The organism is Rhizobium sp. NZLR10 (genome assembly GCF_019685125.1).
Lineage (GTDB): Bacteria > Pseudomonadota > Alphaproteobacteria > Rhizobiales > Rhizobiaceae > Rhizobium.
In genome coordinates, this window is record NZ_JABDWE010000008.1 from 161,511 (window position 1) to 186,268 (window position 24,758).

Here is a 24,758-nt window from a genome sequence, read left to right on the forward strand (position 1 = left end):
GCCCGAGCGCCGGCCCCCCGATTATCTAAGGAATACAACATGCGTACTTCACCATGGCTGGTGTTCACCTATACCGTGATCATCTTTCTCGGCCTATTGATCGCCCTGCCGAACGTCCTGCCGCAATCCGTCCTTCAGCGCGTGCCAGCATGGCTGCCGCATGAACAGGTGTCACTCGGCCTCGACCTTCGCGGCGGCTCGCATCTCGTTCTGGAAGTCGACGAAGCGGACCTGACCAAGGAGCGGCTGCAATCGCTGCTTCAGGACGCACGCCGCGTGCTGCGCGAAAAGGGCATCCAGCCGAAGGCCGTCGTCCGCAGCCAGAACCAGATCGTCGTGACGCTCGCCGATGCCGCGCAGAGCGATGCCGCCGTCACCGACCTCAAGACGCTCGCCAATCCGATCAGCACCGGCATCAGCGCCGGCCAGACGGATCTTGATGTCACCGCGAACGGCGCCACGATCACCATCGGCTTCTCGCCGGCCGGCATCTCGGCCAATGTCGATAATGCCGTCCAGCAGAGCCTTGAAGTCATCCGTCAGCGCGTCGACCAGGTCGGCGTCTCCGAGCCGACCATCCAGCGCGTCGGCGCCAACCGCGTGCTCGTCCAGCTTCCGGGCGCCCAGGATCCGTCGCGCCTGCGCGAGCTTCTCGGCTCCACCGCCAAGATGTCGTTCCACATGCTGGCGCCGAACAACGAGGCGGGACCTGGCGTGACCATGCTGAAGGACGAGGAAGGCAGGTCCTATCCGGTCCTCGACCGCGTCGAAATCTCCGGCGACCGGCTTTCGGACGCCCGCGTCAGCTTCGATCCGAACACGCATGAGCCGGTCGTCAGCTTCCGCTTCGACAGCGCCGGCGCCACCCGCTTTGCCGAAATCACCCGTCAGAACGTCGGCAATCCGTTCGCCATCGTCCTCGACGACAAGGTGCTAAGCGCGCCTGTTATCCGCGAGCCGATCACCGGCGGTTCCGGCCAGATCTCTGGCAGCTTCTCGGCCGACAGCGCAACGACGCTTGCCGCCATGCTGCGCGCCGGCGCCCTGCCCGCCAAGCTGACGGTCATCGAGGAACGCACCGTCGGCGCCGACCTCGGCGCCGACGCCATCAAGATGGGTATTTATTCCGGCCTCGTCGGCTTTGCGCTCGTCGCACTGTTCATCTTCGTTCTCTATGGCACTTGGGGCGTTCTGGCGAATATCGCGCTCCTGATCCACACGATCCTGACCTTCTCGGCCCTGACGCTGGTGGGTGCGACGCTGACGCTGCCAGGCATTGCCGGTGTCGTGCTCGGCATCGGTCTTGCGGTCGACGCCAACGTTCTGATCAATGAGCGCATCCGAGAGGAAACACGCAAGGGCAAGAGTGCCTTCGCCGCCATCGATACCGGCTTCCGCCGTGCCTATTCGACCATCATCGACGGCAACATGACGGCCCTGATCGCTGCGGCCATCCTGTTTTATTTCGGCTCCGGGCCGGTTCGCGGCTTCGCCGTGACCATGGCGCTCGGCCTGATCATCTCGATGTTCACCTCGGTCGCCTTCGTGCGCGTCGCGATGATCGAGATCACCCGCCGCAGCAAGCTCAAGGTGCTGAACATCCGGCCGCTGATCCCGTTCAGCCCCTATGACAAGCACATTCAGTTCATGAAGGCGCGCTTCTTCGGGGTCACCGTTTCGGCGCTGCTTTCGATCGCTTCGGTCCTGCTGTTCATCCATCCGGGTCTGAACTACGGCGTCGATTTCCGCGGCGGCATCCAGATGTCCGTCAAGACCAGCGGCCCGGCCGATCTCGGCACATTTCGCGATGGCCTGAACACTCTCGGGCTCGGCGAAATCACATTGCAGTCCTTCGGCGACAAAAACAGCATTCTTGTGCGTGCCCAACGGCAGGAAGGCGGCGAAGAGGCGCAGACGGCAGCGGTGACCAAACTGAAGGCCGAAGTCGCCAAGATTGATCCGGGCGCCACCGTCGAAGGCACAGACGTCATCGGTCCGAAGGTCAGCGGCGAGCTTGCCTGGGCCGGCATCCTGTCGGTGGTGATCGCCAGCTTCGCGATGCTCATCTACATCTGGGTGCGGTTCGAATGGCCGTTTGCCGTCGGCGCCATCGTCACGCTGGTGCTCGACGTCACCAAGGCGATCGGCTTCTTCGCGATCACCGGCCTCGACTTCAACCTGACAGCCATCGCCGCCATCCTGACGCTCGTCGGATACTCAGTGAACGACAAGGTTGTCGTCTACGACCGCATGCGCGAAAACATGCGGCTCTATAAGTCGATGCCGTTGCGCGAGATCATCGACAAGTCGATCAACGAGACCCTGGCGCGAAGCCTCTACACCAATGCGACGGCCTTCCTCGCGCTGGTGCCGATGGCGATCTGGGGCGGCAGCGCCGTATCAAGCTTCGCGATCCCGATGGTCTTCGGCATTCTCGTGGCCGGCGCCTCTTCGATCTTCATCGCGGCACCGATCCTGCTCTTCCTCGGCGACTGGCGCCGCCGCCATGCGAAGGCACCGGCAACCGACGGCGCAGTCGAAATCATCCCGCCGGAACAGGGTCGCCCGCGCAAGTCAGCGAGCTAAAATCCGCGTGTAAACGCATCTTGAAGAGGGCGCCGGTTGCAGAACCGGCGCCCTCTTTCTATTGTCGACCAAAGCGCGATGGCGAAAAATGTGAGCGTTTTCGGCATCATGCTCAACTTCAATAAGTTAGATCCGGATTCCGGTTTCGGAATTCTCCGCCAAAAGATCGGGGAAGCGCCAATGTCATCCAACCCGACGAGACCGCAGGAAACCAACGTTGCCGGCGATAGCGAGGAGCGCATCAAGCGTTTTCTCGCAACCGCCTCGCACGACCTGCAATCGCCGCTCCGTCATATCGCCATGTATGCCGAGCTGCTGCTCGACGATCTCGAGGAGACGCTGGACGGCGAACAGCTTCAGAGCCTCAGGATGATCATGGAAAAGGCGCAAGTCGCGCAGCGCCTCACCAAGGCATTGATGAGCCTTGCCGGCGGAACACCTCAGGTGACGCCTGAAGAGGTCGATCTGCAGGCGCTGGCCGAAAATGTCTGGGGCGAACTGACCGACGAGACGGCGACCCACGACGCGACGCTTGAGAGCCAAGGCCTGCCCTCCATCCGCACCGACCCTGCCCTGCTCGGCCTGGCGCTGAGGCATCTGCTGACCAATGCCCTCATCTATCGCAGCGAAGCGCCCCCGCATGTGGGCATTGCGGCGGAGCGAGAGGGGACCGATTGGTTGATCCGGATTTCCGACAATGGGATGGGCATCGATCCGGCTTATCGGGAGCGGATATTCGAGCCGTTCTGGAAATTGCCCAAGGAGGGAGCGGTCCAGGGCGCCGGTCTCGGATTGACGACGGCGCGGGAATTTCTAACAGCGCTTGGCGGCGATATCAGCCTTGAACATTCGGATGCAAGCGGCAGCCGCTTCGTCATCCGCCTTCCCATCGCTTGATCGTTAGATACTGTAGTCGTCCTTCCAAAAATCCGGGACGTCGTAGGTCACATATTCGCGGATGATGTGCTGCAGCGTCTGGGCATCGATTTCATCCTTGCCGATGCGGAAATCGACGCCGTAATTCGGGAATTCCTGGAAATAGCCGCCCGATATATCGGTCGAGACGACGCCGATCGGGCCGGTGTAACCGATGCCGCGCAATTCCGGTACCGTTTCGCGGAAATCGGCGTTCGGCAGGAGGCGGTTGTCGAGCAGGATCAGATCGAAACGCTCCAAGCGGATCTTTTCCAGCGCGTCACCGATCGATGGCGAATATTCAACCTCGACGGCCGGCTCGGAGAGATCGGCGATCTTCTTCTTGAGCGCACGGAATTCGATGAATTCGTCGTCGACAAAGAGAACTTTTACGGCGTTCCTTCGGCCCGTTTCGGTGATCATCGTCTCATTTCCCCAATCCCGAAACCACCGTCACGAAACCAAACCATTCCTCAAGGCGATCGCCACCATGTGAACGCGGTTGACAGCGTCAAGTTTGCGTGCGGCCGCGGTGATGTGCGAATTGACCGTGTGTTCGGAAAGACCGAGAATGATGGCGATCTCAGCCGACGTCTTGCCTTCGCTCGTCCATTTGACAATTTCCTGCTCGCGCTGGGTCAGCCGTCCGGACATTTCCTGCGTCAAGATTTCCTCATAAAGCTTGTCGAAAATGCGCATGGCGTCGAGAAGCATGTCGGCGACTTCGCTCTGATCCGGCTCCTGGCGCTCGCCGCTGAGCACGAGGCAATAGCGCCGCCCTTCCGGCGTAAACAGCGGGATGAACAAAAAGACGCCACTCCGGAACTCGTTGAAAACGAGATCGGAGCGATAGTCTTCCGGCTGTGCGCTTCTGCCATGAACCGGGGTTGCCAGAAACTGGGCGGACTTTGCCCGGACGGTCCCCAGCGCTTCCTTCAACGTCGTGATGAAAAGGCCGACACGCCGCTCGGCGACATTGGTGATGACGACATCGCGTTCAGCGAAAGGGGCCGAAGCCTCGGAGATGCGGGCCAGCGCGAAATGATCGAAGTTGTAGTGCTGCGCCGCCGACTTCAGCAGCCGGAAAAAATCGGTGCGATTGATCGCCCGGCTCAGTTCCGGTCCGGCGTGAAAGGGAATTGCCGGGGCATTATTCATTCCCACTCTTCCTCTCCTCCCGCCAATACCTCCAATCCCGAAATCTTGGGATATACGTCTTTAACGCGAAGAGCTACAAAAATTGCGAGACGGTTGATGACGAATATCGAAAACGGGGACTTTCGATATCTAAGGCGGAAATCATCAATTATCTCAACGACAAGTGATGCACGGGCAGATTTTACTGAGGGCAGTAGTTCTTACCTGGGTATCGTATTCTTCCTGCATTCAACATCCATGAATGCGAGAAGGCAGTGCCAGACGTAAGCGCGAGAGAGCCGACAGGCCCATTCAGCTAAGGGGTTGGCTGATGTTCGTGGCGGCGAACGCGGGTTGATCGGTTCTCTCAACGCTTATTTTGCGTACCATTTCCTTCGCGTCGGTTGCATCTTGTGATGCGTCCTCGACCTTGTCAATTGCGGTTCGTCATATGGCTTGGACAAAGAATGGAGTATGGGTTACCGGGCGCTCGCCGTTTCCTACATCTCAAGATTGAGAAGAATCCTGGCGAGGTCAAGCGGCTTTTCCAGATAGGCATCGGCGCCGGCCTTAAGTGAGCGCGCACGATCCTCGGCAGCATCCGAGCCGCTGCAGACGGCAAGCCGCATCGCTTTGAAACGATCGTCCCGACGCAGCGTGCTCACCAAGGCAATGCCGCTGTCGAGCGGCATGTAGAGATCGGCGACCAGCAGCTCCGGCAGGGCCCAGCCTTCCGCCGCACGCTGTTCCAGCGCCGCCAGCGCCGTCTCGGCGGTCGAAAAACAGAATAGATCAACCTCTATCTGCTGCTTCCTGCGGATATAGTCGAGATAGAAGAGATCATCCCTGCTGTCATCGACGTAAATTATGGTAGGCATTCAGCACCATGATTTGGATATTGTTCGAATGAACTTCGCTGTCCTTCAACGTCACGATATCGCGGTTTCACGAAAATTCGATCCATCTTATCGAAAAATCATTTCGCAAAAAGCGCAGCACCGCCCTCCCCTGCCTATTGAGTATTCCTCGATTTCGGAAAAAATGGCCGCGCGAACCGAGGAGGACACGACGAGTGCAGGATAAGTCCAACGTGGACCTGCAGGACCAACGGAGGCGGTGGCGCTACCGTGGCTTCGCGATTGCGGTTGGCGGCCTGATGGTCCTGCTCGGAATGAGCGCCGTTGCCGGTTGGCTGCTGCAGATCACGGTGATCATTTCGCTCGTTCCCGGCTTTCCATCGATGGCCTTCAACACCGCGCTCTGCTTCGTGCTTTCCGGCGTGGGACTTGCCGCCTCGACGCTGGCTGTCCGTCGTTTTCGGATCGCGGCAACGATCATGGCAGGGTTTGCGGCGGCAATCGCCGCGGCCCGGCTCGTCGAAATCGCGACGCTCGGCCGGACCTTCCACAATGTCGACCTGCTGATCGCCCGCTTCGTCATCCCGCCCGATTTCATCGCGCAGATCGGCGGCGGCATGGGGCCGAACACGGCGTTGGTCTTCCTGATCGCCAATCTTTCGCTGCTGCTCTCTCTCCACGCGGTGAGGAAAAGCCAGGTGGTGCAGGAACTGACGAGCTACGTCGTCATCACCCTCGGCATGATCGCCCTGGCCAGCTATATCACCGATGCCGAACAGGGTTACCGCTGGGGGCCTTACGTGGCGATGGCGGTGCATACGGCGGTCGGCATCGTGATCTTCGGCTCGGGGCTTCTCGCCCGTTCCTGGTGGTTGCTGCCGGCAAACCGAGCGCAGATCCCGCTCTGGATCCCAGCTGCGGTTTGCTTCACCGGCCTTCTCGTCGATCTTTATACGCCGCTCGGTGTTGCGAACGGCATTCTCTATGTGCCGCTGGTGCTGACGGCGCTCTGGTTCGGTAACCGGAACGCGCCGCTTTTCTTCGCCTTTGCCTGCACCGTGCTGCTGATGCTCGGCTTTTTCGCCGTCAAGCACGACGAGGCAGCATTCTGGCAGGAGATCGCCAACCGCACGATCACGGCCGCGACGCTGTGGCTGATCGCGATCCTCATCTTTTATTTCATGCGCAACAATCACAACCTCGAAACCGAGCGGGTCCGTTTCGGCGCGCTGGTTCGCGGCACGCCCGATGCCGTCATCGTCATCGACGAGAGTGGAGCGATCAGGAGCTTCAACCCGGCAGCTGAAAGCATGTTTGGTTACTCCCCGCAGGAGACGATCGGCCGGAATATCAAGATGCTGATGCCCGAACCCTACCATTCCGAGCATGACGGCTATCTCGCCCATTACCGGCGGACCGGCGAGGAGCGTATCATCGGCAAGACGCGCATGGTCTCTGGACGGCGCAACAGCGGCATCGTCTTTCCGATCGACGTTTCCATCAGCGCCGTCGCCACCGGCGATACGAAGATCTTCGTCGGCATCGTGCGTGACATCAGCGAGCGCTCCCGGCAGGAAGAGCGGATGAAAACGACACTTGCCCAGCTCGAGGCCTATACGGCCGAACTCGAGCGCAGCAACCACGACCTCGACGAATTCGCCTATATTGCCTCGCATGATCTCAAGGAACCGCTGCGCGGCCTGCACAACCACTCGCGTTTTCTCCTCGAAGACTATGAGGACAAGCTCGACGACGATGGCGTGCGCCGACTGAACCGGCTGGTGCGCCTCAGCCAGCGCATGGAAAAACTCGTCAACGACCTGCTTTATTTCTCCCGGCTCGGACGGCAGCAGCTGGCGGTCAAACGCACCGATATCGGTCTGATCGTCAAGGATGTCGTTGCGACGATGGAACTCCTGCTGGAGGAGCGGCATGCCAAGGTCATTATCGACGGCCAGTTGCCTGATGTGGTCTGCGACGCGCCGCGGTTGACCGAGGTGTTCCGCAATCTCATCACCAATGCGATCAAATACAATGACAAGTCGGCACCGCTCGTTTCGATCGGCTATCTCGATCGGTTCGTAGGCGAGGACGGTACCGTTGCCCGCAACGTTTTTTTCGTCAGGGATAACGGCAAGGGCATACCCCAGGAATTCCATGAGGACATTTTTCGCATTTTCAAACGGCTGGAAAAGTCGCAGGATTCCGACGACGGAACCGGAGCAGGCCTCACCTTCGTCCGCAAGATCATCGCGCGGCACAACGGCGATATCTGGCTGGAATCCGAGGTCGGCGCCGGCACGACATTCTATTTTACTCTGGGAAAAAAGCGCGAGGGGCAGAATGCAGCAGCGTGACACGCAACCCATCCTGATCGTCGAGGACAGCGAAGACGATTTCGAAGCGACGATGCGCGCCTTCAAACGCACCAACCTGCGCAACTCGATCCGCTGGGCGGCCTCCGGCCAGGAAGCGCTCGACATGCTCGGCGCGATGGTGCCGAAACCGGGGCTGATCCTGCTTGATCTCAACATGCCGGGGCTTGACGGCCGCAAGACGCTGGAGGCGATCAAGTCGAACGCCGGCTGGCGCAAGATCCCGGTGGTGATCCTCACCACCTCCGACGACGAACGCGATATCGAAGGTTGCTATGCGCTCGGCGCCAATACCTATGTGCAGAAGCCGGTCGATCTCGACGGGCTCTTCGGGGCGATCCAGCGGCTGAAGGAATACTGGTTCGAAATCGCCATCCTGCCGCTTGAGGACTGACAGATTGGCGGAAAACTGCAGCATTCTCATCATCGACGACAATATCGACGATCGCGAGGCGTATCGCCGCATATTGGGCCGCGTCTCCAGTACCGCCTATTCCGTCCTGGAAGCGGAAACGGGTGAGGAGGGCCTTGCGCTGAACGGCCGGAAACGGCCGAACTGCATCCTGCTCGACTATTCGCTGCCGGGGCGCAATGGGCTCGGCGTTCTTGCCGATATCCTGGAGAACGATCCCGCCGCCAACGTCATCATGCTGACCGGCCAGGGCAACGAAACCGTTGCCGTCGAGGTGATGAAGAGCGGCGCGCGCGACTATCTGACGAAGGATTCGCTGTCGCCGGAAACACTGCATCGCTGCATCCAGAACGCCATCATGCACGGCATGCTGGAAGCACGGCTGGAGCAGAAGCGGCAATCGCTCGAGATCTTCACGCGCGCCATGGCCCATGATCTGAAGGAGCCGCTCCGGACGATCAAATCCTTCAGCCGCATCCTGCACGGTTCTGCAGCGCTTCCGGCTGAAGACCGGGAACTGCTCGATTACGTGCTCAGCGCCGCCGACCATATGGAAGATCTGATCGTCAAGGTGTCGGGTTTCACCAGACTCGAGGCCTCCGGCGGGCCAGTGCTGACGCCGGTCTCACTCTCTGATGTGCTCGATCAGGTGGAGAACAATCTGCGCCAGCAGACCGAAAGCCGCGGCGCCGTCATCATCCGCGGGGCGCTGCCGGAGGTTATGGGCGATGCGACGCTGCTGACCCAGCTGCTGCAGAATCTCGTGTCGAACGCCATCCGCTACTGCGAGCAGAAGGTTCCGGAGGTCACGATCTCGGGCGAAGCGCATGGCGATTTCTGTCGCCTCACCGTGCGTGACAACGGGCCGGGCATCGATCCTCAGCATCGCGAACTGATCTTCCAGCCATTCAAGCGCCTCGTCGGCCGCGGCATCGAGGGCACCGGGCTCGGCCTTGCCATCTGCCGCCGCATCGCACAGCTGCACGGCGGCTCGATCTGGTGCGAGGCGGAAAATGGGCCGGGCGCCACCTTCATTCTCGACGTGCCGCTCTCCGAGACGAGGCCCGCGCCGCCTGCTGTTTCGGCCATCCCGCACAACAGCAAGCCGGCGGAGCAGCCAGGCGAAGGTGCAGGCCGGCTCGCCGAAGTGCTGCTAGTGGAGGACAGCCCGGCCGACATCCAACTTCTGAAGATCAAGCTGATGCGGCGGGAGAAGGTGGATTTCCACCTGCATGTCGCCACCAACGGACGCGAGGCGATGCGGCTGCTCGAAGAACGCGCCGGTAGCGCCGATGTGCCGCAAATCGACCTGATGCTGCTCGACATCAACATGCCGATCATGGATGGCTTCGAGGTGCTGCGTGCGCTTTCCGCCGATATCCGCCTCAACCAGATTCCCGTCTGCATTCTCAGCACGTCAGGCGATGAGAGCGACCGACAGCGGGCCAGAAATCTCGGCGCGCGCGCCTATATGGTCAAGCCGCCGACCCTGCAGCAACTCGAAGAGGCACTCGAAGATGTCGAACATTTGGAGTTGCTGCAGCGCGGCGATTCGCTTGCGCTTTGTGCGGAACAAAACTAAGCGGTGGTCATTGGCAACGGTATGACCTTCGCAGCTCTCATACTCGCGCTCCTGACGACACCGCTTCAATCAGGACTGCTTCCGATGGTATCAGGTATACATCACGTGACGGCCGTCACCCGAAAGGTGCAGGCGAACGTGGACTTTTACGTCGGTTTTCTCGGCATGCGGCTCGTCAAGCAGACGGCCGGCTACGAGGACGCGACACAACTTCATCTCTTCTACGGCGACGCGGCAGGAACGCCGGGTTCGCTCCTCACCTTCCTCGCCTGGGAAGATGGCGCGCCAGGCCGGGCGGGCTTCGGCCAGATCAGTGAAATATCACTGTCGATCGACCCCGCCAGCATCGGCTACTGGCTGACGCGAGCCATGAGTTTCGGCCTGCGCTCGGAAGGGCCGGCCGCTGAATTCGGCGAGCCTGTGCTGCGGCTGAAGGATCCGGACAACATCATCCTCAAGCTCGCGGGCGCAAAGACCCTGGTGTCGCCGGCTGCCTGGGACGGCGCATCGATCCCGGTCGAACATGCCGTCCAGCGCGTGCGCGGGGTAACCATGCTGACCGAGAAGCCTGCCGAAAGCCGCAGCTTTCTCGAAAGCCATTTCGGTTACCGCTTCCAGGCGAGCCGCGGCACGATCGACAGGCTGATTTCGCAATCCGGCGACGTCATCGACGTGCGCGATGCGCGTGGCTTCTGGTCCGGCGCGCCGGGCACCGGCACGGTCGATCACGTCGCCTTCCGCGCCGCGGACGAGGAGACGGTGCTTTCCGTCCGCAAGGCACTCGAGGCGACCGACGCCTCGCCGACCAGCATGCACGACCGCAAGTATTTCCGCTCGCTTTATGCCCGCGAGCCCGGCGGCACGCTGATAGAACTGGCGACCGACAAGCCGGGCATGACCGTTGACGAACAGCAGGCCGCCCTTGGGTCGAAGCTGTTCGCGCCGCCCGAAGCGATCACCAATCTCCACGACCTGAAGGTCATGCTGCCGCAATTTGCCATGCCCGGCCAACCGCGCATCAATTACCGCGAATTGCCATTCGTCCATCGCTTCTATACGCCGCCGGACCCCGACGGCAGCGTCTTCGTGCTGCTGCACGGCTCCGGCGGCAATGAGACGACGCTGATGCCACTGTTGAACAAGGCGGCACCGCGTGCGACGCTGCTTGGCGTGCGCGGCCGCGCGACGGAGGAAGGCTTTCCGCGCTGGTACAAGCGCCTTACCCCCTTCTCCTTCGATCAGAACGACATCAAGACCGAGGCGGAGGCCTTCGCTGCCTTTATCGAGGGTGCCGTCAAATCCTACGGGCTCGATCCTCAGAAAGTCGTCTATGTCGGCTATTCCAATGGCGCCAACCTATTGAATTCGCTGCTCTACCTGCACCCGAACCTGGTTCACAAGGCAGTGCTGCTGCGCTCCATGCCGGTTCTCAGCGACTATCCGCATGCCGATCTCAAAGGCACCGACCTGCTCGTCATCAGCGGCAAGACCGATGCCTACGGCAAATATGCCAGCGAGTTGGAAGCGCGGCTGAAGAGTTCGGGCGCCACCGTCGATTCCGACGTCATTCCCGGCGGCCACGATCTCGGCGATGCCGACGTGCCGATCATCCAGAAATGGCTGCTGCAGGAGAATCGCTGAGCGTCGTTTCCGAAAACGGCTAAACCTGAACGCGAGAAGCGCGGGCAACCATGATGCCGGCGAGCACGACGGCAGCGCCGAGCGCCTGCATCGTCCCGATTGCCTCGTTCAACAGTGCCCAGGCAAGGATTGCCGCGACGACCGGCTGCAACAGCAGCGTCAAAGAGGAAAAGGCCGGCGGCAGATAGGCCAGCGCGTAGGTGATCGCCACCTGTCCGCCGGCGTGGCTGATAAAGGCAAGACCGAAGAGGATCGACCAGCCATAGACGGTCGCGGGCAGCATCTGACCTTCGTAAAAGAAGCCGATCGGGAAGATGAAAATGGCAGCGGACGCCGTGCTCCACAGCATGATTCTGATCGTATCGAACCGGCTCCGCAGCCTGCCGATCGCCAGGATGTAGCAGGCGTAGAAGAAGGCAGCGATCATCGCGATGCCATCGCCGCTGAGATCGCCATTGCCGATGGCTGCCGGTCCGCCCTTCAGAACGACGACGCCTGCCAGCGCCAGGGCAAGCCCGAACAGGAAAACGCCGCTGATCCTCGCCCCGAAAAAGACGAAGGCGATCACCGTGACGAAGACCGGTGCGAGGTTGGCCAGCAGCGTCGCATTGGCAACCGAGGTCATGGTGAGCGAAAGGTGCCAGGCGGCGAGGTCGAGCGACAGCATGGCGCCCGGAAGGATCAGCATGCCGTAATCGGAAAGGCTCTGCGGCTTCGGGCCTGCATCCTTTTTCATGAGCGAAACGATGAAGATCGCGATCAGCGCCAGCGCTACGCGCCAGAAGGCCGTGGCCATCGGTCCGACTTCGGACAGCCGGACGAAGATCGGCGAGCCGCCGATCGCTGCCCCGCCCAGAATGAGGGCGGCGAGGGCGAGGCGATTGGAAGGCGAGGCTTCGGAAAGGGTGGAGGCAGCCTGCGACATGATCTTGATGCTTCTTCTAAGCCACCCGGATGCCCGGCGGCGGGACAATACCGCGAGGAACTATCAGAAGTCGGTCGTCGGCGACAGCCGAGGAGCGACAGATCGATCGAAAATCAGAGCGGATGGATATTTTTAGAGGTTGCCCGCAGCTTGACGGCGATCTCGGACGCGACGAAGAAGGCATGCTCGGTCACCTGCGGCAGGCCCATCAACTCGCCGAATGTACCCCGCGCCAGCGGGCCGGAGATCAGCAGCGAAGGATCGGCCGTTCCCGACGGGCCGATTGCCTCAGAACGCTCGGTGCAGGCAAGGCCGAGGCCGGTCGGATCGAGCGACAGGTGGCCGCTTGTCGCAAGGGCTGCAAGCCAAGGCTGGGTGTCAAGGATGCCGCCATGGGCCGGGCCGGTGGTGACGATGACGGCGTCATAGCACCGCTCCAGCGGCAGGCGCTGATGACGCGGCTGCAGGGCGCACAGAATGAGTTGGCCTTCGATGCGTGCATCCGCGACCGAACCGGCCAGGATGTCGAGGCGGCCCGCGGCAATCGCGGCGTCGAGCACAGCCTCGACCTGCGGCGCGATGCGGAAACGGTGCACATCCCAATAGGGACGCAGATGGCGGACGAGACGGCGTCGCTCAGTGTCCGGCAGCGCCTGCCAGAGATCGTGTCCCTGCGCCCGCACCTGATCGATCACGCCGTGCCAACTAATGCCCTCAGCCTTCGCCGCTTTTATGGCGGCGCGGATCCTTGCCAGCAGCGAGCCGGAAGAATGTGCCGCATCCACGACGAAGTCGCCAAAGAGCGGCTGCGGCACCGGCGCGTGCCCGCGCGAACGCAGACCGCGGCGCGAGATCGCGGACACCGGACCGTCATGTCCGCGCTCAGCAAGCGAGGCGATGACATCGGCGGCCGTCAGGCCGTTGCCGATGACCAGTACCCGGTCATGCGGGCGGATCACCTCGAGCGCGCCCGGCTTCGTGGTATCGGCGACGAAACGGGGATGGGCCGCAAGCCGGCTCGCCAGCCGGCCGGGGGCTGCGGGCGGCGGATGGCTGGTGGCGATCGCGACGATATCGGCCTCGGTCACGCCGCCCTTATCATCGCGGATGGTCCAGCGGCCGGCACGGCGCTCGACACCGGTCACCGCCGCCTGGCAATGCCGCACGCGACCGTCTTTCACGAGCGGCTTCAGCAGGGAGGCGACATAATCTCCGAACAGCCGGCGCCGCGGGAAGAGCGAGCCATCGGGCTGTCTGGCCTGAGGGTCGCCGGCGACGGCGTCGCGGGCTTCGATCCAGGCCTGGAATTCGCCCTGGTCGTCGGGCTGCAGGCTCATCTTGGCGGCCGGGACATTGATGCGGTGGGCGGGATCGGCCGTGTCGTAGGCAAGGCCGCGGCCGAGTTCGGCGCGCGGCTCGAAGACCAGGATGACGGGAGGCTCGCCGTAGTTCGCCCGGGCGAGGTGATAGGCGACGCCGGCGCCGGAGACGCCGCCACCGATGATAGCGACGACGGGCCGTTCGGACTTCGGGAAAGGCTTAGACTGCATGGTGGCCGGATCATCGCTTTCGATGCCCAAGCATAGAAGCCGGGCATGGGTCGCGCAATCCTCCCCGGCAATTGTCTATAAATATTGTGTAGATTCAATCTATGCCGATATCGTCATCGAAAAATCGGGGTTGCCGCGGATCGTGTTGCTCACCGTGCAGATTTCATCCTCGGCTGCATGGACGATCTTCTGCCGGGTTTCCTCGTCGATGTCGCCCTTGATCGAGAAGGCGATATTGAACCTGGCAACACGCGAAAGACCTTCCGTCGCCTTCTCGCCGGTGACCTCGGCAGTGATCTCGCCGATCTTGTCGAGAACACCCATCTGGCTGGCGGCCATGCGGGCGCTGAGCACGAGGCAGGCCGAGAGCGAGGCATAGAGCAGATCGAGCGGATTGAAGCCCGGCTGCGACGGCGAGGTGACGATATCGATCTCACCCCCGGTGGCGGAGGTGACATGCGGAAAACCCGTGCGGCCGAGAACGGCGGTGGCACCGGTCGGGCGGGGACGGGCATTGAGATCGACCATAATGAAATCCTTTTGACGAACTGTCTGCAGATGGCAATTTCCGCCCGGCGCCGCAACGGGCAAGGGCCGCCCGGCGGTTTCGGAACCTTTGCATTCCCTATCAGTTGATTACACCTGAACGAAATCAGCGACAAAGGTGAATTGCGATGCCTGATGTCCGTAGCGTGGACCGTCAAAGCGGGCGCATGGACGCGCGCGATCGGCTGATCGTTGCGCTCTATGCGCAGCTGAAAGCCGAGCGGGAAACGCGCGAAACGCTGGAATGGGCGATCCGCAACGGCGCCGTCTCGAAGGAAGTGCTTGAAGCGATCGCTGCCGATCCGGTTCCTGTCGTCACCAGCGAGGATATCGCTTCGCTGGAGAAGATCATCGCCCTCGACGAGCGGCGCAAACCAAATCGGAACTAGGCGCAATTCCAGCAAAGTGTGCAGTGGTTTGCATTCGGAATTGCGTGAAAACGAAAAGAGAGGAGATCCGAAATGGCCGATATCACCTATCAGGTCGTGCCGCACGACAATGGCTGGGCCTATAAGCTCGGAGACACGCTTTCGGAAACCTATGCAACGGCCGATGAGGCGATAGTCCATGCCAAAGACGCTGCGTCACGCCAGAAGATCGGCGATGGCGACGCGCTGCTCGCCTATCCCGCGGCCGATGGCGGCGGCTGGGCATTTCAGGAAATCGAAACCGATAAGAGCAACAGTCGGCTCTGATTTGCAGCGAGGATGGAATGGCCGCGCGGGCAGGCTGGAAAGGTCATCTGAAAGTGGGTGACCTTGCCTGTGCCGTCGGGCTTTACACCGCCATTTCCTCCTCCGACCGCGTCTCCTTCAACATCATCAACCGCAGGACCGGCCATCGGGTGGAGCGGCAATTCGTCGACGGCGAGACCGGCGGTCGAGCGCGACGAACAGGTCAAGGGCTATCCGCTGGAGAATGGCGATTACATCGTCATCGAGGACGACGCGTGCCTTAAACCCGTCGCGAGACAATTTCTCTTTGGCTACTGAATGGACAGTCAAACGACGCGACATCATGACGTGATTTTATCGGCTGGATTCGCGGAATGAGTTCGCTTAAAGTCGCGCCGCATAGCGAAGTGAGACGTGCCGCTTCAACAGGCTTGGGCCACTGGGCAGGTTTGCCCTGGCTGCATCGCCCGCCGGAACGGGCAGTTTGCGAAACTAGGACGACGTTATCGAAACGCCCAAACGAATTCGTTCTTCGCGAGCGGAAGCCGAGGAATGCAGAAAATCAGTTCCTGGCTCCGTTCAATCGAATACCGGCATGCCTTGATCGTGGCGAACAGCCGGAGTTTTCCAGATTGATCTATGTGAGCCTTTGATGACGATAGAAGATGCAGCTTTAGCAAGACACCACTATCCGGCGGGCTACCACCGGCAGTCTGTGCCCCGGTGGCGCGTCAGACGCGATGTGCTGGCAAAACTTGTTCTTACAATAGCATTTTATGCTGCTCTTTGGCGGGCCACAAGCATGTGGTACGGCCTGCCCGCAAACTTCGAAGACGGCGCATTTGTCGATCCACTTCCGATGAAGCTCTTGCTCTACAGCCTTATTCCTTTGTCGGGCTTGTATTTTCTGTTGGAGCAAAAGCAGTTCCTGCGGGTCTTTTCAAGGATTTCACCGTTCATCGTCGTTGTTGGCATTTCGTGCCTGACATCAATAGTCTTCTCCATCGACAAGGCCGCGTCCTTAAAAGGATTGGCCGCGGTCATCGTTCTCGCAATCCCACCTCTTCTGTACCGTGCGCGCTACGGCAATGTCGAAGCGTTCCGGATACTCGGGCGTTTTGCGATAGCGGCGGCATTTATCAACGTTCTCTACACAGTCGCTTTCCCACAATTCGCCATCATGCGTGGCAGCTATGCGGGCATGGTCAAAGGTGCTTTTTATCATAAGAACACGTTGGGACAGTTTTGCTCGGTCAGCTTTGTCTGCCTGTTATCGACGGAAAAGCTCGGCCGGCTTCGTTACAGCACCCTGATACGCTGGGCTGCGATGCTTTGCCTTCTTGCCTTGATTGTGGCAACGAAGTCCTCGACAGCAGTCGTCTTGACGATGTTCGGCAGCATGATGCTGTACGGCGTTCGCATTATTCACATCTACCCGAACCGTCTTTTTCGTTCCTTCGTCGTTTTCCTGTTGTTCGTGATCGTCGGCTTCGGCGCCAGCTTCATTTATCTCGGGGTGGCCTCAGCAGTTGCAGAAGCATTCGGCAAAGACATTACTTTCTCAGGCCGCACCAACATCTGGGAACAGCTATTGCCATTGATATGGGATAAGCCCCTAACCGGTTATGGCTTTGCGATGTTTCGTCAGCCCGAGGTCATGGAGCAATATGTCAAGGTTACCTTCGATGCCCGCTCGACCCACAACACCTATCTTGAGTTAGCGCTGAATATCGGCATTCCAGGCATTGCCGCATGGAGTTTGTTTTTGCTGACCCGCCTGTTCAGGAAGATGACCATCGTCGACGCCGATCCGGCCGAATCCGGCGCCAGGCGAAAGGAGATTGCCATCATCATCCTCATCATGCTTGGAGCCATGACCGAGGCAGGCATGATGCTGGCACCGTTCATTCTCTGGCCCCACATGGTCATGGCGCTCTCCGAACTGCGTCCCAGGTTGCGGACAAACCGGAATCTACACCAGCCCTGAGCCTGAGGGAAGGGCTCGACGTCTGGCGCGCCTCCCGGATGGCTTGTATGGCGTTGGCACGCGCCCCAGTTCCAGCGCTGCCAGCGATAGGTCGATCTAGATCGAGAGATAGCGCTTCTGCCAAGGCAGCCTATGCTCCTGCCATGCGCGCGGCGTGAAGTCGTCATAGGCCGTCTCGGCGATCGCCAGCATCCAATTCTGCGCCTTGCGGGCCAGCAGCACGCAGGACAATTCCATGCCAGGCGCAACGGTGACGGAAGGCCGGTTGGCGCCTGGAATATCGATCCCCTTGTCCCGCCACTGGATGCGGATCTCATCGGGCTCGGATGACCATTGGCCAGACGAAACGGACGCTTTTCCGTCGGGCTTGAAGGCAAGCGGCGGCGGGGTGATGTTCAGGAAGCTGCCGTCATTGAAATAATTGCCATCGATATCACCCGCGGTCGCTTTGCCCTTTCCCTTCAAAACGATATCCTGCTCGCAGCGCAGGAATATGTTGCGCCGGAAGCTCCCGGACCACGGACGGTTGGCGAAGAATGCGATGTCGCATTGGCTGATGACGTTGTCGTGGATATCAATGTCTTTGCGAAATGCCTGTTCCTGATCCGAAAAACCGCTCAGGCTGACGCCGCGATTGGTGTTCTCGATCCAGTTGTCATAGACGTGGTGGCCGGCGTGGTCGGCCTTGTCGCCGATGCCGTAGCCGAAGGAATAGTCATTCATCCTGCCGTCGCGCATGATGTTGCTGCGGACGACGGCTTCGTCGCCGATCGACGAAAAGGAAAAATTCTTGCCGCCGATGAAGTTGTATTCGACAAGGTATCGTCTTGTTTTGTCGCAGACCAGTGCACCCTTGTTGGATGTGCTCGTCGGCGACTGAAGGAAGAGGTTGCCGCGGATCGTGACATCGGAGCTGATATTGTCGTCGCTGTTTTGATAGGCAAACTGGCAACAATCTGCGCCCTCGCCCGGCGCCTCGCCCATGCGGTTGTTCTCCAGCAACACATGCGCCGTCTTCGTGAGATAGATGCCGTCGCCCCTGACATTCTCCGTTTCGCATCGCCTGACGGTGAGATTTTGGCCGTTGTGAAATTTGAAGCCGCGAGGCGAATTCTTGACGATCACGTCCTCCACCACCGTATCGGAAAACACCTGATAGGCGACGCCGATATCGTCAGCCCCGTCGATGACCTGTCCCCTTGTCGCGGCGCCGTGAATTTTCTTTCGCAGGATGGCGGGCATGGCATTTCCCTTCGATAGCGGTGCAGCGGGATTTAAGCAGAGGAGGTGTGGCGGATGTTTGAATATTCGGAAATCATCTACTCCCGATCATATCCTGTGTCAGCTTACGAAGCGCCCATCCCGGAGAAACGACATTCACGACGCGATAACCGTTTCCGGACAGGAAGACGGCGAGCTTCTCCATGCTTTTCTTCGTTCGGGCAATGCCGTGAAAAAGGATGACTGTGTCGTTCATCACCTGTCCGCTAAACCGGCCGCTGTCGATCAATGCCGAATAGCCAAAAATTCGAATGGCTTCGTTGTGGCGTACGAATTCCTTAAATCGGAGTCGATTTAAGGATAAGTTGTGCGGCATTCAAAGTGCTACAGCATCTGAAAAGACGTTTGCGCTGTCGAGAAAGAGAAATGCGAGCACGTGACGACCAGCATCAGACATATCGCTAAACTCGCAGGAACGTCAGTCTCGTCGGTCTCGCGTGTGCTCAACAACAGCGGTTACGCCTCGCCCGAGCTCAGGGACCGCGTCGAGGCGGCAATCCGAACACTGAACTACACCCCCAGCAAGGGTGCCCGTATGCTGCGCGGTGCACCAAGCCGGATGATCGGACTGATGCTGCCGTCGATTGACGTGCCGTTCTTTGGCATCCTCGCCCATGCCATCGAACAGGAGTTGTTTCAGCACGGCTATCAGACGCTGATCTGCAGCACGGCGGAAAATATCAATCACGAGGCACGCTATATCTCCATGCTGCTCGCCCAGCGCGTCGATGGGGTCATCGTCGCAAGCGCTTTCGGCAGCATCGAGCATTTCGGGGCACTGCGGGACGCCCACATTCCGATCATCGCCATTGACCGCGAGCTGAAGGGCATCGCCGACGACGCGGTGATGGCCGATCATGAGGACGGCGGTCGGCTGATGGCGCGCCATCTCATCGGCCTCGGCCACCGGGCGATCGCCATCGTCGGGGCGCCGGCACACAGCCAGCCTATCCAGCTGCGCCTTCAAGGCATCACGGCGGAAATGGCGAAAGACGGCATCACGCCTGCCGCCGTGGCAATGGCGGAAGAGCACAGCTTTGCCGAGACCTACCGGCTGGCGCGAGAATTGCTGGCGTCTCGACCGGAGGTCACCGCGATCATCGGCACCACCGACGTTTCCGCGATTGCCGCAATTCATGCGATCCAGGATCGCGGATTTTCCGTTCCGAACGATTATTCGGTCGTCGGTTTCGACGACCTGCCAGAGGCAGCCTACGTCTTTCCACGGCTGACAACGGTCGCGCAGCCGATCCGCAATGTCGGGCAGCAGGCAGCACGGCTGCTGGAAGCGCTGATCGGGGACCAGCAAACGGGGCACGGATCTCGACAGGGTTCGATCGTCAAAGTGCCGGTCACGCTGATCGCGCGCGATTCCACCGGCCCCGTCCGCAGCGGAAAAAACCCGCTTTAGGGCCGGACGATGACCTTGATCTCGCCTGGCAATGGCGCGTTGCCCACCGCGTCGGCGACCTCCTCGAGACCTATGGTTTTGGTGACCAATGCGTCCAGTTCCAATGCCCCGCTTGCCACCAGTGCCGCGGCGCGCGAATGGGTGAAGGGGTTGAGGTAGGCCGGCCTTATGTCGACTTCATTGATCAGAAGATCGAAGGGCAGAACCGGCACCTCGACACCTGTCGGCGTCACCCCGAAAAGCACAAAGGTACCACCGCGCCGCGCCATCCTCAGGCCGCTTTGCAGAGTTTCGCTCACGCCGGCGCACTCGATGACCACGTCTGCGCCGACTTTGGTGATCTCCCGAACACAAGCGATTGTGTCCGAAGAGGTCGGGTCGAAGGCGTGGGTGGCCCCCAGGCGCAGAGCGGTTTGGCGTCTCGATTGCTGGCGCGTGATCAAAATGACCTTGCCTGCCCCAGCCAGACGAGCCAGTTGCACCATCAAGAGGCCGATCACTCCCCCGCCGAGGATAGCGACGCCGTCGCCGGGACGGATCCTTGCCTTGTCGATGGCATGGATACAGCAGGCCAGCGGTTCACAGAAGGCGCCGTGAACGGGATCGAGGTCGGCCGGCAACAGGAATGCCTGCGCGTGCGGCACCGCCACGTATTCCGCAAAGCCGCCATCCCGTGTCACGCCGATGGCGGTCAAGCTCTCGCACAGGTTCGGCCGCGCTTGCGCACAAGCCGGACAGGTGCCGCAGGCGATATTCGGGTCGACCGTCACCAACTCGCCGCCAGTAAACCGGGCGACTTCATTGCCAATCTCTTCGACTATGCCGCAAAATTCGTGGCCCATGGTGACGGGGATAGAAGTCGGGTATTCGCCCTTGTACATGTGTCGGTCGGAACCGCATATGCCTGCCGCCGCGACCCGGACCAGCAGCTCGCCAGGTCCGGTAACCGGTTTCTCAACGCTGCGCATGGTCAAAGACCCGATCGACTCCAAGCGTACAGCCCTCATTCCACTCCTCCAGACCTCAAGTTCGATTGCCTATTCCTGCTGATTAGGCCAAGCGCTCAGCTCATGACATTGCCGCCGTCGACATTGTAGCATTGCGCCACGATATATGCTGCATCAGGCCCGGCCAGGAAGGCTGCCATGGCAGCCTGTTCCGCAGCGGCGCCAAATCGTCCGGCGGGGACGGCGGCGGCCACGCGAGCCTTCACCTCGCCGGGTTTCAAACCTTCCCGGCTGCCGAGTTTTGCATCGACGACGTCCCACATCGGCGTATCGACGACGCCGGGAGCGATGGCGTTGACGTTGATCCCGTAACGGATCAGCTCCAGAGCGCAGCTTTGCGTGATGCTGATGACGGCCGCCTTGGAAGCGCAGTAAGCCACCGCCGGTCCTTCGCCCCGACGTCCAGCCTGAGACGAGAAGTTGATGATGCGCCCACCTTCTCCTCTCTCCACCATGTGCCGGGCAACGGCCTGTGTCATGAAAATCAGGCCTTCGATATTGACCTGAAACACCTTCGCGGTTCGCTCCCGGGTTATTTCCAGAATAGACTCGACGTCGTAAATGCCTGCGGCGTTGACCAGGATGTCGATCTTGCCGGCGGCGGCGATGGAAAAGCGCAGGGCTTCTTCGATGCTGTCCTGGCTGGTCACATCAAGTGCTAAACCCCAGGCATCAGCGCCGATCGTCTCGGCCACCCGCGCGCAGCGTCCACCGTCGAGATCCGCGACGACAACCTTGGCGCCGTCAGCGGCGAAGCGTTCGCATACCGCTTTGCCAATACCGCTGGCGCCTCCGGTGACCAATGCCACCTTGCCGGAGAGCCGCGCGTTTTCTGTATATGTCATCGCGCTGCCTCCCCGATCGTCGCTAAACCGGCAAAGTCGCCATGCACGGCGGCCATTATGCATCGCTTCATGTTTGCTCCTCCCTTTTTGACTGGACGCTCGTCGGAGCCGCCCTCTGCCGAGGCGACGCCTATCGGCTAGGCCGGGTTAGGCTCCTTCGCCTCCCGCAGCAGAACAGACATGTCGGGGATACCGTCGGTGGCCGTCGCACCCGTCAGGCAACGCGCAGCAGCAGCATGGGCGACGGCGCAGATATGCTCGACAGGCCAGTTCTCATGCAGGCCGTAGAGCACGGCGGCACAGAAGGCGTCTCCCGCGCCGACAGTACTGACGATGTCATTGGGATCGACGGGTCGTGAACGCGTCATGATCGGGGAGGCGCCGGGCGCGAACCAGAGACAGATTTCCGGCGCGTGGATGATCGCTCCCTTCGTGACGCCCGCGGCAAGCAGGCGCTCGCCCGCCTTCAAAAGCCCCGCCTCGATCAAATCTCCGTTCGCATCGCGAACGATAGTGCCGGTTGCCCGACCCGCCTCCATCTCGTTGATGATCAGGAAGTCGCAGAAGGGCAGAGCGACGCCGACCTTGGCTGAAAATTCCGGGTCTTCACTCGAGACGAAATCGACGCAAGTCGTAAGCCCAGCGCGGCGTGCGGCTTCGAGCAGGCGCGAGGCGCCCGAAAGACCGTCGGCCCCTATTCGGTCGAGACCCGGCAACAGCATGAGATAACCGAGGTAGAACAGCCGATAGCCGGCTTCGGCGAAGGTCGCGGGTGAGATGCGCTTGTCCGTGACGGCATCGTTGGCGCCGCCATGATAAAAGAAGGTCCGGTTCTGACCGGGCACATTCATCACATGCGTATGCGCCGTCACCCGGTCGGCAAGCGCTGTGAGACCATCGACATCGACGCCGGCCACTGCAAGCCTGGATTTGACGATCTCTCCGTCCGGATCGGCGCCGATGCATCCCGCCGCCGCCAGTCTTCCGGGAAATCCAAGCGAGGCAAGATCGGTGACGACATTGGCAGCCCCGCCCCCAACGCCCAGATCCTGGTGCAGGATATGCGCAAGATTGCCCTGTTCTGGCCAATAGGACAGGGTGTGGACGCGATCGACAATGAAATTTCCGGCGCAAACGATGCCGCCCTGCTTGCGACTGTCGCGCTGGTGAACCTCCTCCCCGGTTCGCATCAGCAGACCCCTTCGTTCCACAAGGGCCTGAGCGGCGGCTCGTCTTCCTCGATCGCGGCAAAGCGCCCGATCGGCTCCAAAAAGAAATTATCGCTGTTGTCGTCGTTGACCTGGCTGACCTCGCCGACAAGGACAGGTCCGCCGCCTTTCCTGCCGTAAAAGCGGTGGTAAAGCCCGGTGCGGATGGTCACGCTCTGGCCAGGTCGAAGAACCAGCGGCTCCCATGCAGCGAGCCGGCGCGGCAGCCCGTCGACCGGAACCGTCACATCATCCTTCAGCAGATGGCCATCGGTATCGGTGGCGGCGAATTCGATGACGAGATCGCCGCCGGCGCGATTGATGATGTCTTCCATCTTGGCTGCATGACGGTGTGTCGGCGTGAGCTGCCCTTCCTCGACGAAGAGCAGCTTTTCGGCATAGGTCCGTTCACCCTCGACATCAACGATGCCATTGCGCAGGCAAAACAGCACGAGGCCGCATTCGGCAAATCGGTTCGAGCCGAAATCGGTGACATCCCACCCGAGTTGATGGGCGCGCAAATAGGCCGATGCCTCGGGATGAAGGGCAAAATCCGCCGCTGTCCAATAGCCCCATGCCGGCAAGGACCAGTGCCAACGTTTAAGGGTCGCGATTGCTCGCTGCAACGCGGCATTGATCTCGGAGCGCTGCATCAGAGGGACGCCCCCTCATACTCGACCGGCACGACGACGTCCTCACGGCCGGATTTCAGAGCTGCCGTCAGGACCGCATGATGCGCCTGCGCCTCCGCCGGCGTCGCACAGCCGAACCCGTTCGCATTGCCTCCGGCAAGCTCGTCGAGGAAGGCCGCCCACATCTGCTGGATGGCGTCGGCAAAACCGAATTCGAAGATCTTGCCGGTTATGGCTGGAAACAGCGAGCCGTATCCGAGATCCTCGGTGCTCCAAGCCTGCGCGCCGCCGTTGTAATCCATCCACTGCCACTGACGCGGCGACTTGGTGCTGAAGAATGCGCTTTTCTTCATGCCGAGAACGCGGATGTACCAGGTGTTGGATTCGCCGGGCGCGATGCGCCAGGTTTTCAGCACCATCGGGAAATCCTGATTCCCGGCGCTCACGCGGCTGCTGATCGTCGCATTGTCCCAGGTGGTGCAGGGCAGCATGCCGCCCTTGCCGTCCGGACGTTCGGTGACCTTTTTGACCAATTGCGCATGCAGGGTCGTCGGTCGCCAGCCGAGACGCAGCGGCACGTGCAGCACATGCATGCCGAGATCACCCATGCAGCCATAGTCACCGTTGATCTCGGCCATGCGCTTCCAGTTGATCGGCTTTTGCCGGTCGATATCCGAAGAGTGCAGGAAACCTGCCTCGACTTCGATTATGTCCCCCATCTCGCCGCTCTTTGCGAGGGCGATGACCTTCTGTGCGCCGGGAAAGAACGGCATTTCCGACGAACAGCGGACCAGGAGTTCGGGGTGCTCGGCGAGAACCGCCATGATCTCCCGGTTCTGAGCCGCGTCCATGCCGAAGGGCTTTTCGCCGAGAAGATGCTTTCCGGCCTTCAGCACGTCGACATAGAATTGCTGATGCAGCACATGCGGCAGAGCACAATAGACTGCATCGACCTCGGGATTGGCCAGAAGCTCCTTATAGTCGGCGGTGACCTGGCGAACGGTCGGCACATGATCCCTGAACCAGTCGAGCAGCGTCGCATTGGTATCGCAGACGGCGACAATTTCCGGTCGCGCCTTCACATCGGCCAGATGCAGCCAGCGCGCCGCGGCACTCGCGAACTCGCGCCCCATCAGACCGCAGCCGATGACGCCGAAGCGGAATATTTTCGTCATGACATGTCCTCC

22 protein-coding genes and 2 pseudogenes are annotated in these 24,758 nt (G+C 60.7%); 11 read left to right on the plus strand and 13 right to left on the minus strand.

What is annotated here, in order from left to right; genetic code table 11:
* Positions 1 to 39 precede the first annotated feature (39 nt).
* On the plus strand, positions 40 to 2,586 hold the full coding sequence (secD, locus tag HJB82_RS14385) for a protein translocase subunit SecD (protein WP_221140305.1): 2,547 nt from the start codon (positions 40 to 42) through the stop codon (positions 2,584 to 2,586).
* Positions 2,587 to 2,766: 180 nt separating this feature from the next.
* Positions 2,767 to 3,483: an ATP-binding protein gene (locus tag HJB82_RS14390; RefSeq protein WP_207582906.1), complete on the plus strand. Its 717-nt coding sequence runs from the start codon at positions 2,767 to 2,769 to the stop codon at positions 3,481 to 3,483.
* Positions 3,484 to 3,486: 3 nt separating this feature from the next.
* Here the strand turns inward: HJB82_RS14390 and HJB82_RS14395 are convergent, their stop codons facing one another.
* The 3 genes from HJB82_RS14395 to HJB82_RS14405 all read right to left on the minus strand — a co-directional run bounded on the left by HJB82_RS14395 (position 3,487) and on the right by HJB82_RS14405 (position 5,516).
* The gene (locus HJB82_RS14395) at positions 3,487 to 3,924 is read right to left on the minus strand and encodes a response regulator (protein ID WP_207582905.1); all 438 of its coding nucleotides are present in this window, start codon (positions 3,922 to 3,924) and stop codon (positions 3,487 to 3,489) included.
* A 30-nt stretch (positions 3,925 to 3,954) separates the two neighbouring features.
* Positions 3,955 to 4,659 (minus strand): LuxR C-terminal-related transcriptional regulator, encoded by a 705-nt coding sequence (locus HJB82_RS14400; protein ID WP_207582904.1) that lies wholly within the window; start codon positions 4,657 to 4,659, stop codon positions 3,955 to 3,957.
* Positions 4,660 to 5,138: 479 nt separating this feature from the next.
* Positions 5,139 to 5,516, minus strand: a complete 378-nt coding sequence (locus tag HJB82_RS14405; RefSeq protein WP_221116097.1) for a response regulator — start codon at positions 5,514 to 5,516, stop codon at positions 5,139 to 5,141.
* Positions 5,517 to 5,710: 194 nt separating this feature from the next.
* On the opposite strand from HJB82_RS14405, the gene HJB82_RS14410 reads away from it, so the two are divergent.
* The 4 genes from HJB82_RS14410 to HJB82_RS14425 are packed head-to-tail and all read left to right on the plus strand — an operon-like array spanning position 5,711 to position 11,505.
* Positions 5,711 to 7,852 (plus strand): PAS domain-containing sensor histidine kinase, encoded by a 2,142-nt coding sequence (locus HJB82_RS14410; protein ID WP_221140307.1) that lies wholly within the window; start codon positions 5,711 to 5,713, stop codon positions 7,850 to 7,852.
* Entirely contained in the window at positions 7,839 to 8,264 is a 426-nt protein-coding gene (locus HJB82_RS14415; protein ID WP_007633372.1) for a response regulator, read from the plus strand. Before HJB82_RS14410 ends, HJB82_RS14415 begins: the two co-directional genes overlap by 14 nt.
* A 4-nt stretch (positions 8,265 to 8,268) precedes the next feature.
* Complete coding sequence (locus tag HJB82_RS14420) at positions 8,269 to 9,864, plus strand: response regulator (RefSeq protein ID WP_221116098.1); 1,596 nt, start codon at positions 8,269 to 8,271, stop codon at positions 9,862 to 9,864.
* A 21-nt stretch (positions 9,865 to 9,885) separates the two neighbouring features.
* Positions 9,886 to 11,505, plus strand: a complete 1,620-nt coding sequence (locus HJB82_RS14425; RefSeq protein WP_221116099.1) for a VOC family protein — start codon at positions 9,886 to 9,888, stop codon at positions 11,503 to 11,505.
* 19 nt (positions 11,506 to 11,524) lie between these two features.
* Here HJB82_RS14425 and HJB82_RS14430 read toward each other — a convergent pair whose 3' ends face one another.
* From HJB82_RS14430 to HJB82_RS14440, 3 genes are all read right to left on the minus strand, one after another.
* Positions 11,525 to 12,430: a DMT family transporter gene (locus HJB82_RS14430; protein WP_207582899.1), complete on the minus strand. Its 906-nt coding sequence runs from the start codon at positions 12,428 to 12,430 to the stop codon at positions 11,525 to 11,527.
* A 113-nt stretch (positions 12,431 to 12,543) separates the two neighbouring features.
* Entirely contained in the window at positions 12,544 to 13,980 is a 1,437-nt protein-coding gene (locus HJB82_RS14435; RefSeq protein ID WP_221116101.1) for an FAD/NAD(P)-binding protein, read from the minus strand.
* Positions 13,981 to 14,079: 99 nt separating this feature from the next.
* On the minus strand, positions 14,080 to 14,508 hold the full coding sequence (locus tag HJB82_RS14440) for an OsmC family protein (RefSeq protein ID WP_221140309.1): 429 nt from the start codon (positions 14,506 to 14,508) through the stop codon (positions 14,080 to 14,082).
* A gap of 146 nt (positions 14,509 to 14,654) precedes the next feature.
* Here HJB82_RS14440 and HJB82_RS14445 point away from each other — a divergent pair, with 146 nt between their 5' ends.
* The 4 genes and pseudogenes from HJB82_RS14445 (at position 14,655) to HJB82_RS14460 (ending at position 17,187) form a co-directional block, all read left to right on the plus strand.
* Positions 14,655 to 14,915: a hypothetical protein gene (locus tag HJB82_RS14445; RefSeq protein ID WP_207582896.1), complete on the plus strand. Its 261-nt coding sequence runs from the start codon at positions 14,655 to 14,657 to the stop codon at positions 14,913 to 14,915.
* Between the two features lie 72 nt (positions 14,916 to 14,987).
* Positions 14,988 to 15,221 (plus strand): DUF2188 domain-containing protein, encoded by a 234-nt coding sequence (locus tag HJB82_RS14450; RefSeq protein WP_207582895.1) that lies wholly within the window; start codon positions 14,988 to 14,990, stop codon positions 15,219 to 15,221.
* Positions 15,222 to 15,238: 17 nt separating this feature from the next.
* Positions 15,239 to 15,473: pseudogene (locus tag HJB82_RS14455) on the plus strand (Ku protein); the annotation flags it as partial.
* A 379-nt stretch (positions 15,474 to 15,852) separates the two neighbouring features.
* Complete coding sequence (locus tag HJB82_RS14460; RefSeq protein WP_221116103.1) at positions 15,853 to 17,187, plus strand: O-antigen ligase; 1,335 nt, start codon at positions 15,853 to 15,855, stop codon at positions 17,185 to 17,187.
* A gap of 96 nt (positions 17,188 to 17,283) precedes the next feature.
* On the opposite strand, the gene HJB82_RS14465 is transcribed toward HJB82_RS14460, so the two are convergent.
* Together HJB82_RS14465 and HJB82_RS14470 are read right to left on the minus strand one after the other, a co-directional pair.
* Positions 17,284 to 18,429 carry a right-handed parallel beta-helix repeat-containing protein gene (locus HJB82_RS14465; protein ID WP_221140319.1) on the minus strand — a complete coding sequence of 382 codons (1,146 nt, stop codon included), beginning with the start codon at positions 18,427 to 18,429 and terminating at the stop codon, positions 17,284 to 17,286.
* Between the two features lie 121 nt (positions 18,430 to 18,550).
* A pseudogene (locus HJB82_RS14470) lies at positions 18,551 to 18,664 on the minus strand (lipase); the annotation flags it as partial.
* Between the two features lie 180 nt (positions 18,665 to 18,844).
* Here HJB82_RS14470 and HJB82_RS14475 point away from each other — a divergent pair.
* Complete coding sequence (locus tag HJB82_RS14475) at positions 18,845 to 19,879, plus strand: LacI family DNA-binding transcriptional regulator (protein WP_221140321.1); 1,035 nt, start codon at positions 18,845 to 18,847, stop codon at positions 19,877 to 19,879.
* On the opposite strand, the gene HJB82_RS14480 is transcribed toward HJB82_RS14475, so the two are convergent.
* The 5 genes from HJB82_RS14480 to HJB82_RS14500 all read right to left on the minus strand — a co-directional run bounded on the left by HJB82_RS14480 (position 19,876) and on the right by HJB82_RS14500 (position 24,746).
* A complete protein-coding gene (locus tag HJB82_RS14480) occupies positions 19,876 to 20,886 on the minus strand; it encodes a zinc-dependent alcohol dehydrogenase family protein (RefSeq protein ID WP_221140323.1) in 1,011 nt (336 codons plus the stop codon). The genes HJB82_RS14475 and HJB82_RS14480 overlap by 4 nt on opposite strands.
* Before the next feature lie 56 nt (positions 20,887 to 20,942).
* The gene (locus HJB82_RS14485; RefSeq protein ID WP_207584252.1) at positions 20,943 to 21,731 is read right to left on the minus strand and encodes an L-iditol 2-dehydrogenase; all 789 of its coding nucleotides are present in this window, start codon (positions 21,729 to 21,731) and stop codon (positions 20,943 to 20,945) included.
* A gap of 137 nt (positions 21,732 to 21,868) precedes the next feature.
* The gene (locus tag HJB82_RS14490) at positions 21,869 to 22,921 is read right to left on the minus strand and encodes a carbohydrate kinase family protein (RefSeq protein WP_221140326.1); all 1,053 of its coding nucleotides are present in this window, start codon (positions 22,919 to 22,921) and stop codon (positions 21,869 to 21,871) included.
* A complete protein-coding gene (locus tag HJB82_RS14495) occupies positions 22,921 to 23,592 on the minus strand; it encodes a D-lyxose/D-mannose family sugar isomerase (RefSeq protein WP_207582889.1) in 672 nt (223 codons plus the stop codon). Before HJB82_RS14495 ends, HJB82_RS14490 begins: the two co-directional genes overlap by 1 nt.
* Entirely contained in the window at positions 23,592 to 24,746 is a 1,155-nt protein-coding gene (locus tag HJB82_RS14500) for a Gfo/Idh/MocA family protein (protein WP_207582888.1), read from the minus strand. Before HJB82_RS14500 ends, HJB82_RS14495 begins: the two co-directional genes overlap by 1 nt.
* Positions 24,747 to 24,758: the final 12 nt, after the last annotated feature.